General features: G+C 63.2%; 6 protein-coding genes and 1 pseudogene. 6 read left to right on the top strand and 1 reads right to left on the bottom strand.

Annotation, left to right across the window (positions count from 1 at the left end; all coding sequences use genetic code 11):
- The 4 genes from AC1DJT_RS30780 to AC1DJT_RS30795 form a co-directional block, all read left to right on the top strand.
- Window positions 1-468, top strand: a 468-nt coding sequence (locus AC1DJT_RS30780; protein ID WP_476835538.1) for a calcium:cation antiporter, incomplete at its 5' end; no start/stop codon positions are given.
- Window positions 453-707: a hypothetical protein gene (locus AC1DJT_RS30785; RefSeq protein ID WP_476835539.1), complete on the top strand. Its 255-nt coding sequence runs from the start codon at window positions 453-455 to the stop codon at window positions 705-707. The genes AC1DJT_RS30780 and AC1DJT_RS30785, both read left to right, overlap by 16 nt.
- 395 nt (window positions 708-1,102) lie before the next feature.
- A complete protein-coding gene (locus AC1DJT_RS30790; protein ID WP_476769430.1) occupies window positions 1,103-2,209 on the top strand; it encodes an efflux RND transporter periplasmic adaptor subunit in 1,107 nt (368 codons plus the stop codon).
- Window positions 2,206-5,304 carry an efflux RND transporter permease subunit gene (locus AC1DJT_RS30795; RefSeq protein WP_476769429.1) on the top strand — a complete coding sequence of 1,033 codons (3,099 nt, stop codon included), beginning with the start codon at window positions 2,206-2,208 and terminating at the stop codon, window positions 5,302-5,304. Before AC1DJT_RS30790 ends, AC1DJT_RS30795 begins: the two co-directional genes overlap by 4 nt.
- Before the next feature lie 968 nt (window positions 5,305-6,272).
- Here the strand turns inward: AC1DJT_RS30795 and AC1DJT_RS30800 are convergent.
- Window positions 6,273-6,413, bottom strand: a complete 141-nt coding sequence (locus AC1DJT_RS30800) for a hypothetical protein (RefSeq protein WP_476770996.1) — start codon at window positions 6,411-6,413, stop codon at window positions 6,273-6,275.
- Between the two features lie 259 nt (window positions 6,414-6,672).
- Between AC1DJT_RS30800 and AC1DJT_RS30805 the strand changes: the two genes are divergently transcribed.
- Window positions 6,673-6,909 carry a hypothetical protein gene (locus AC1DJT_RS30805; RefSeq protein ID WP_476835540.1) on the top strand — a complete coding sequence of 79 codons (237 nt, stop codon included), beginning with the start codon at window positions 6,673-6,675 and terminating at the stop codon, window positions 6,907-6,909.
- A 1,059-nt stretch (window positions 6,910-7,968) separates the two neighbouring features.
- Window positions 7,969-8,679 (top strand): annotated as a pseudogene (locus tag AC1DJT_RS30810) (autotransporter domain-containing protein); the annotation flags it as partial.

An 8,679-nucleotide genomic window follows, 5' to 3' on the forward strand; every position in this document is an offset into this window, starting at 1 on the left:
CGCTACCACGAACAGGGATTTCAACTCCAGGGGGCGAGCGCGGCCTTGGCGGTGTTAGCCGCGCTGACCGGCCTCACCCTGATCCTTCCAAACTTTGCGGCCAGCGAACTCGGTCCGCAATACAGCATATCGCAACTCGTCTTCGCTGGGCTTGTGTCTCTGGTGCTCTATAGCTCCTTTGTTTTCGTCCAGACCGTACGGCACCGCGATTACTTCCTCCCACTCCAAACCGACAACGAGGAAGTGCACGCGCCTCCTCCCACTAACGGAATCGCTGTTCTGAGCGCCGGCCTTCTTTTCGTCTCCCTGGTCGCCGTCGTCGGTCTCGCCAAATTTCTGACGCCCATGGTGGAACTTGGAGTAACGCGCCTTAGGGTGCCGAAAGCCGTCGTGGGAATTATCATCGCTGCGCTGGTGCTACTGCCCGAAGGAGCGCGGCCTCGGGCAATCGAATGCAGACCAGTTTGAACCTGGCGCTGGGATCCGCGCTCGCGACAATCGGCATGACCATACCGGCCGTTGCTGCTGTTTCGATCATGCTTGGGCAGCCGCTCACACTCGGCCTGGATGCAAAGGATCAAGTCCTGCTGGCGCTGACGCTGCTTATCAGCGTRATCACCTTGGGCACCGGCCGGACCACGGTGCTTCAGGGAGTCGTGCATCTGGTCCTCTTCGCCGTTTTCTTGTTCTTTGCGGTGGTGCCGTAAGGCACGGCGCATAAGCGAGCCGAACACCCGCTTCCGGATCCAGTTCGGACATCGACCTCGGTGCACTATCTCGGCCGGAACTGGCCCATGGCTGCCCCCTCGGCCTTCTGGTTCCGGGCAGCGCTCGCGTCAACGACCTTCGCGCCAGGTTCACCAGGTCATGTTTTGCGGCGTTCCTGTTCGTCGCCGTAGGGCCGTAAGGCTTGGTCGAGGGCAGCCGCACGACCACGAACGCGGCTTGCGGCCCCCGGCAAGAGGCGTATTTTGTATAGCACTTCCTCGCTGACCTTTGCGGCGCGGCCTCTCGCCGGTGACAAGGGGCACGGCATGTCGACGGTCGCACCCTGATCGGGACGCGATCATGAGATTGCCGCTCGCGCGCTCGGGAGGATGCCATGGGCATGTCTATCGGCGCCGTCTCAAGTACTCCGGGGCGCACAACCCCTTGGCCCGCACTGATCCTGCTCGGGCTGCTGGGCGCGTGCCAGCAGGCCGAAGCCCCGGCACCGGAGATCCGGCCCGTCAAAACCATTACGGTCGAGCGCCGCGCCGATGAGCAATCCGTGTCCCTGACCGGACAGATCCGGGCCCAGAATGAGGTCAGCCTCGCCTTCCGCATCGACGGTCGCATGCTGGAGCGGCCGGTCAATGTCGGCGATCAGGTCAAGCCCGGTCAGGTCGTGGCGCGGCTTGACCCGCAGAACCCGCAGAATGCCCTCCGCTCGGCTCAGGCCAGCCTGTCGGCCGCGCAGGGTCAGCTTACCCAGGCGAGGAACACCTTCGGGCGGCAACAGAGCCTGCTCCAGAAGGGTTACACGACCCGCGCCCAGTTTGATGACGCCCAGCAGTCGTTGCAGACCACCGAGGCGCAGGTGGATTCCTCACAGGCGCAGTTGCGCAACGCCCAGGACCAGCTCGGCTACACCGAACTCCAGGCTGACGCACCCGGCACCGTGACCGCCAAAGGGGCGGAGCCCGGCGAGGTGGTGAGGGCCGGGCAAATGATCGTCCAGGTCGCTCGTCAGGGCGGGCGGGACGCCGTGTTCGACGTGCCGGCGCAACTCGTCCGCATGAGGCCGCGTCAGGCGACCATCACCATCGCGTTGGCGGACGACGCCACCGTGAAGGCCATCGGCAGGGTGCGGGAGATCGCACCGCAAGCCGATCCGGTCACGCGTACCTACCAGGTGAAGGTCGGTCTGACGGACCCGCCCACCGCCATGCGTCTCGGCTCGACCGTGGTCGGGCGGGTCTCCGAGACCTCCGGCGAGGTGATTGAGGTCCCGGCAACGGCGCTGACCGAAGCGAATGGACGTCCGGCGGTCTGGGTGGTCGATCCCGCCGCGCAAACCGTGTCACTGCGCAATATCGACGTGGTCCGCTACGACCCGGCCAGCGTGACTATCTCCCAGGGCATCGAAGCCGGCGACGTCGTCGTCACCGCTGGCGTCCAGGCCCTGCGACCTAGGCAGAAGGTCCGACTGCTCGGAGCTACGTCATGAGGCTCAATCTGTCCGAGTGGGCAATCCACCATCGTTCCTTCATCGTTTTCCTGATGCTCATCGTCCTGACTGCGGGGAGCGCCTCCTACTTTGCCCTGGGGCGGGCCGAGGATCCGGCATTCTCCGTCAAGACCATGATTGTCAGCGCTGGATGGCCCGGCGCGACCCTTAACAACACGCTTCAGCAGGTTACTGAGCGCCTCGAACGGAAGCTCCAGGAGACCCCGCATCTCGACTACATCCGCAGTTACACGACACCCGGCCAGACGACGATCTTCGTCAACTTGAAAGGCGAGGTTGCGGCCCGGAACGTCCCTGACATCTGGTACCAGGTCCGCAAGAAGATCGGCGACATCCGGAACACCTTGCCCCAGGGAGTGACCGGCCCGGGCTTCAACGACGAGTTCGGCGACACCTATGGGATCGTCTACGGCTTCACTGCCAGTGGGTTCACCCACCGCGAGCTGCGCGACTACGTCGAGGATACCCGCTCGCGGCTTCTCCTGGTGCGCGACGTGTCCAAGATCGACGTCGTCGGGGCGCAGGACGAGAAAATCTATATCGAGTTCTCGACCGAGCAACTCGCAGGGCTCGGGCTCGACAATGCCGCCCTCGTCGCGACCCTTCAGAAGCAGAATGCCGTCGCCCCCGCGGGGGTGGTCGAGACCGGCAACGAGAAGCTCCTGATCCGGGTATCGGGAGAGTTCCGCTCCGAGCAGGACCTGCTGGCGGTCAATTTCGTTGCCAACGGGCGCATCATCCGCCTGAGCGACATCGCCACGGTCCGGCGCGCCTACGGCGATCCGCCTCAACCGATGTTCAGGGCCAACGGACAGCCCGCCATCGGGATTGCCATTTCCATGCGGGACGGCGGCGACGTGCTGGCGCTCGGCCGGAATATCGCAAATGCCATGGCAGCGATCCGAGTGGACCTGCCCATTGGGATCGAGCCTGTGCTCGTGGCCGACCAGCCGGTGACGGTCGAGCACTCGATCAAGGAATTCATGAAGACACTATGGGAGGCCGTCGCCATCGTTCTGGTGATCAGCTTCCTCAGCCTCGGTCTGCGGGCGGGCGCAGTCGTCGCGCTGTCGATCCCGCTGGTTCTCGCCATGGTGTTCATGACGATGGCGTATGCCGGCATCGACCTGCAACGGATCTCGCTCGGCGCGCTCATCATCTCMCTCGGCCTCCTGGTGGACGACGCCATGATCACGGTCGAGACGATGATCACGCGGCTCGAACAGGGCGCCAGCAAGGAGGACGCCGCCACCTTTGCCTACACGTCGGTCGCGTTCCCCATGCTGACCGGCACCCTGGTCACCGTGGCGGGCTTCGTCCCCATTGGCTTCGCCCGCAGCTCCGCTGGGGAATACACCTTCTCGATCTTCGCCGTGGTCGGCATCGCGCTCGTCGCGTCGTGGTTCGTCGCCGTGCTCTTCTCGCCGCTGCTCGGGGTCTGGCTCCTGCCCAGGCAAGCGAAGCACGCCCATGCCGAGCCGGGGCGGCTGATGCGGGCGTTCCGGCGTTTTCTCATCGTCGCCATGCGGGCGCGCTGGGCCACCATCCTGGCGACGCTTGTCCTGTTTGGGCTCGCGCTCTACGGAATGCGCTTCGTCCCGCAGCAGTTCTTCCCAGCCTCGGACCGGCCCGAACTGCTCGTCGATCTCAAGCTTCCTCAGAATGCCTCGATCCAAGCGAGCGAGACCGTGGTCAGCCGGCTCGACGGTATCCTGAAGGGTGACGGCGAGATCGACCACTGGAGCACCTATGTGGGCCGTGGCGCCGTCCGGTTCTATCTACCGCTGAATGTCCAGCTCCCGAATGACTTCTTCTCGCAGGCGGTGATCGTCACGAAGAACCTTGAGGCCCGGGAGCGGGTCAGGGCCCGCTTGGAGAGGGTGCTGGAGACTGAGTTCCCGAGCGTCGTCGCCMGGGTGTATCCGCTTGAGCTTGGGCCGCCTGTGGGTTGGCCGTTGCAGTATCGCGTCACCGGACCCGACGTGAACACCGTCCGTGAGACCGCATTCAAGGTCGCCGACGTGATGGGCTCGGATTCGTATGTCCAGAAGATCAACTTCGAGTGGATCGAGCCGGCACGAACCTTTCAGATCCGTGTCAACCAGGACGAGGCCCGGCTGCTGGGCCTAAACTCCCAGGATGTGGCTCAGGCCCTCAACGGTGTCGTGACCGGCGCGTCGGTAACCCAGGTGCGGGACGGCATCTACCTCATCGACGTCGTCGTCCGCGCCGGCAGCGAGCAACGCACCTCGCTGGCGGCCCTGCGCGATCTTCAGCTTCCGCTGCCGAACGGCCGGACGGTGCCGATCACCCAGCTCGCATCCGTGGATTACGGTCTGGAGTTTCCGCTCGTCTGGCGGCGGGATCGGGTGCCGAGCCTCGTCGTGCAGGCGGATGTCGCTCCCGGCGCCCAGTCGGCATCGATCGTCGAGGAGCTGGCCCCCAGGATGGACAAGCTGATTGCGAGCCTGCCCGGCGGCTACAACGTGGCCGTCGGCGGCACGGCGGAGGAGAGCGCCAAGTCGCAGGCGTCGGTGATCGCGGTCGTTCCCCTCATGTTTGCGCTGATGCTCATTCTGCTCATGGTGCAGCTCCAAAGCTTCCAGCGCCTGTTCCTGGTGCTGAGCGTGGCGCCCCTGGGTCTGATCGGGGTCGTTCTGGCTCTTCTGCTGGTGAACAAGCCGCTCGGGTTCGTCGCCATCCTGGGTGTCCTCGCGCTTGTCGGCATGATCGCGCGCAACTCGGTGATCCTGATCGACCAGATCGAGACGGAAAGAGCCCATGGGCTGCATCCGTGGGATGCCGTCGTAGAGGCAACGGTGCACCGCTTCCGTCCCATCCTGCTAACAGCGGCGGCGGCGATCCTGGGCATGATTCCAATTGCCCCAACGGTGTTTTGGGGCCCGATGGCCTACGCTATCATGGGCGGGCTTGCGGTCGCGACAGGGCTGACGCTGATATTCCTACCGGCGCTGTACGTCGCATGGTTCCGAATAAGCTCGCCGGTCGTGATAGAGGCGTCCGAGCGGCCGCCCGAGGCGGCACCGGCCCTGGAGGGCGCGACCGCCAAATGACGGCAGGTACAACGCAGCACCGGCTTGGCAAAGGAAGGTGGCGGTCCACGCCTGACGCGAACGCACGATCCGGTCTCCTCGCCGAGCAGGTATTGTGTCTGCCTGGGGCGTCTTCACACGGTCAAGGTTCCGGACCGGCCTTATCGCGCTGCCGCCGGCAAGCGGACCTTCTGAATGCCGGCTTTAGATCAACTTCGGCCCCCAGGTGGTACAGGCTTGAAAGTCTCACTTGGGTCGAGAGCGGTGATCAGGTGCTCGCCCGAGACCTGACATTGGCGAGCTTGCCGCAAAGCGGACCTCGCCATGGTCTGAGAAGGGCGGGAAGCCGAAGTTCAATGGTCATGGACCCGAGGCCGGGGCGCGGCCTTGAGCGGGAGTTGGGTCGAGCCCCGAAACGCGGCAGCTTCGCCGGTCACTCAGTTTCKGCGCTCTACGCGTCTTTCCGTACGGTTAGTACGCCGATCAGTGCGTCGAACGTCCCGTCCAGTGCGCCGATCCTGACGCCGGTTCATACCGGTGGTTTCGGCCTRGGACTGTGATGACTTCAGTACCGCTGCAGTCCCTGTCAGGGTCAATACGGCCGCCGACCACAACAACGAAAGGCCGCGTCGACGTGTGATCCCTTCCGAGTTGAAGACTTCGCTCATGTCCGGGCTCCTCGCGTTCAATGAACCGCTTTTCCGGCCCCCGCCGCCCATCCAGACCGACGTGTTCGAAGCCCTCACATGCGTTCGCAAACCACGGTGAGAAACCATCAACGTCACTCATTGGAGCATTGTTTATGGACCTCGAAGGGGTGTCACACAAGCGTATTGGGTCGGAAGCCGAAATCCGGCCAAGAGTGTCCATTCGCGGACATGGCCCAGCTACGCCCTCTGGCAGGCGAGACCCGACCGACAGCCCATCGCCGCTGACGATGCGTGCGTGCGTGCGGAAACTTGCACGGATAGGTCGGATTTTCGCACCCGTTAGGTTGTTGCCGGCTCGATCGTTCCCGGTTCGTCATCGCCCTGGCCGGTCTTGTTGACCTGCATCGACTGCGTGGAGGCGATTCCCTGCTGGAGGGGCGGCGGCTGGCGGAGAATATCTTTGCGGCGCCGCTCATCCATGCATCGAACGGGGACAGCTTCTACTCGACTGCCGTCCGCAACCTGCTACCGGCACTCCAAGCCTCGTTTGACTGCTTGTTTTCCCCGAAAGACCGTTGTGAGATATGCAGGAGCGTTTCAAGCTCGCTATTCGGGGAACGAAACAACAATGAATTATAAGCCCGTTATTTCTGCCGGCCTGTTCGGCGCCGCTCTATTCGTTTGCTTCGCGACTGCTCCCGCGGTCGCCCAATCACCCAAGCCGCCAGCTCAAGTGAAGGTGACGAACGCGCGTACCGCGCCACTGGCTTCCCTGGAAATCACGACCTCGGGCGAGCAGCCGCGCCTGATCGCCAAGCTCACCAAGCCGCTCGGGCYCGGCAAGAGCATTGCCCTCAAACTGAACAAGCCCGCGGGCTGCAGCTACTCCGTCCTTGCCAAGTTCAGCGACGAGGTCGAGAGCGATAGTGACCTCATCGATCTGTGCAGCGAGAAGTCCATCAGACTGACGGATTGAACCCGCAAACATAACGGATTGGGCAAGTCACGCCGACGCAAGTTGATGGGAAAGTTTGTTCCTCAGCCGTGAGCTTGGCCAACCGTCGCATCATTCAAGATGGCGTCGCCGCCCCCTCGTCGGCGTCGCACACCCTTCACGGGCCTGCCCACGTCAGTGCAGAGAAATCTATCGCTTGGTACCCGCCCACGACCGGCCTTCCGGGTCGTGGGCGGGCGCGGTGGTCTTGCCCGTTTGCAGACATTCCGAAGGTCGCAGGAGGGTGGAAATCAGAAGTTCGTCACGCTGAACCCGCTGGCATAAGCGCGCTACCGACAAACATTGGCGGACTGCCCGAAAGCAGACATCGCTAGATTGAAGTTCAGCGGCAGGTCAGGATCACTTCCCTATGGTCACAATGCCTGCCTCCGTCGGCCCAGTAACTGCGCCGATCAAAAATTTCAGCTGGAATCGTGGCGTTCGTGCAACGGAACCTCAAAATATATGGGTCCGCATTGACGACAAACATGCCCTCGTAAACATTTTGTAGATATCGCCGGTGCTTTCTCTGAGCATCGTCACGCGTAGCCTATCCGATTCTGATCAGCCTCTGCCTTTGCTTCTGACTTCGACTGCTCGCAACGCGATCGCCTACCGATCACGTTCGCGGGCTGTACGCAAAAGGGCGCGAAAATGGATTTGGGACATGTGCTGCCGGGCGCTAGCGCAAGACATCGAATCCGCCGGCTTATCGCGGCGACTACGCCACACTCGGGGTTGCTKGCACGCGGCTTGAGATTTGGCTCGTACACGGCGCTGGTGACAATCGCACTTCTCGCAGCCTCTACGGTTTCGACACGCGCCCAGAACCTCAGAGATTGGACCGCCGGAGCGGGATCATCTGATTGGTTTACGGCTGGCAATTGGAATCCCGGTAGTGTTCCGACGAACCAGAACTTCACGGTCATTGACACCACGACGCCGTTTCCGACGGTGATCTCGGGCTTGCCCGCGCAGGCCTCTCAAGTGTCCGTCGGCGTGGATGGGGTTGGGGCGCTCACAATCCAGGAGGGCGGGACATTGACCACCCTCCCGTTTGGGGGCGGGTTCATTGGCGGCAGGCTTGGCTCGAATGGTACGGTGACCGTGACCGGCACCGGCTCCACGTGGTCAAATGCCCTCCTCTTTGTGGGCCGACTAGGTACGGGGGTTCTAAGAATCGAAGATGGCGGCAGGGTGATCAGTTCTTTTGGGGGCTCCGTCGGTGAGTCTGCCGGCTCGACGGGTACGGTCACGGTAACTGGGCCTGCATCCGCCTGGGATGTCAGTGGCGTCCTCAATATCGGCGATTCGGGCACCGGCTCACTCACGATCCAAAGCCGTGGGAGCGTGACCAATACTAGTGGCGTGCTGGGATCGTTTGCCGGCGCGACGGGTATGGTGACGGTGGCCGGCGCGGGCTCCAAGTGGACGAATAGCGGAAACGTTGTGGTCGGCAGTGCGGGCACGGGCGTGCTCATGATCGCGGACGGCGGCACTGTAACCGATCTCCTCGGGTTGGTTGGCGGTTCTTTGGGCTCGCGGGGCACGGTCACGGTGACCGACACTGGCTCCACCTGGAGCAACATCTCGGGGGTGAACATTGGCAACAATGGCACGGGCACGCTCACGATTGCGAACGAAGGCGTCGTTGCCGCGCCTTCTGTTGTGGTCGCTGCGCAGACCGGATCGATTGGCACACTGAACATCGGCGCGGACCCGCTCGTCAGCACGGCGGCGGCTGCACCAGGC

Source organism: Allobosea sp. 05T422_2 (genome assembly GCF_056396265.1).

Excerpts from the sequence above, each read along its gene's own strand:
- AC1DJT_RS30790 (WP_476769430.1), top strand. The coding sequence starts at position 1,103 with ATGGGCATGTCTATCGGCGCCGTCTCAAGTACTCCGGGGCGCACAACC.
- AC1DJT_RS30800 (WP_476770996.1), bottom strand. The coding sequence starts at position 6,413 with ATGGATGAGCGGCGCCGCAAAGATATTCTCCGCCAGCCGCCGCCCCTC.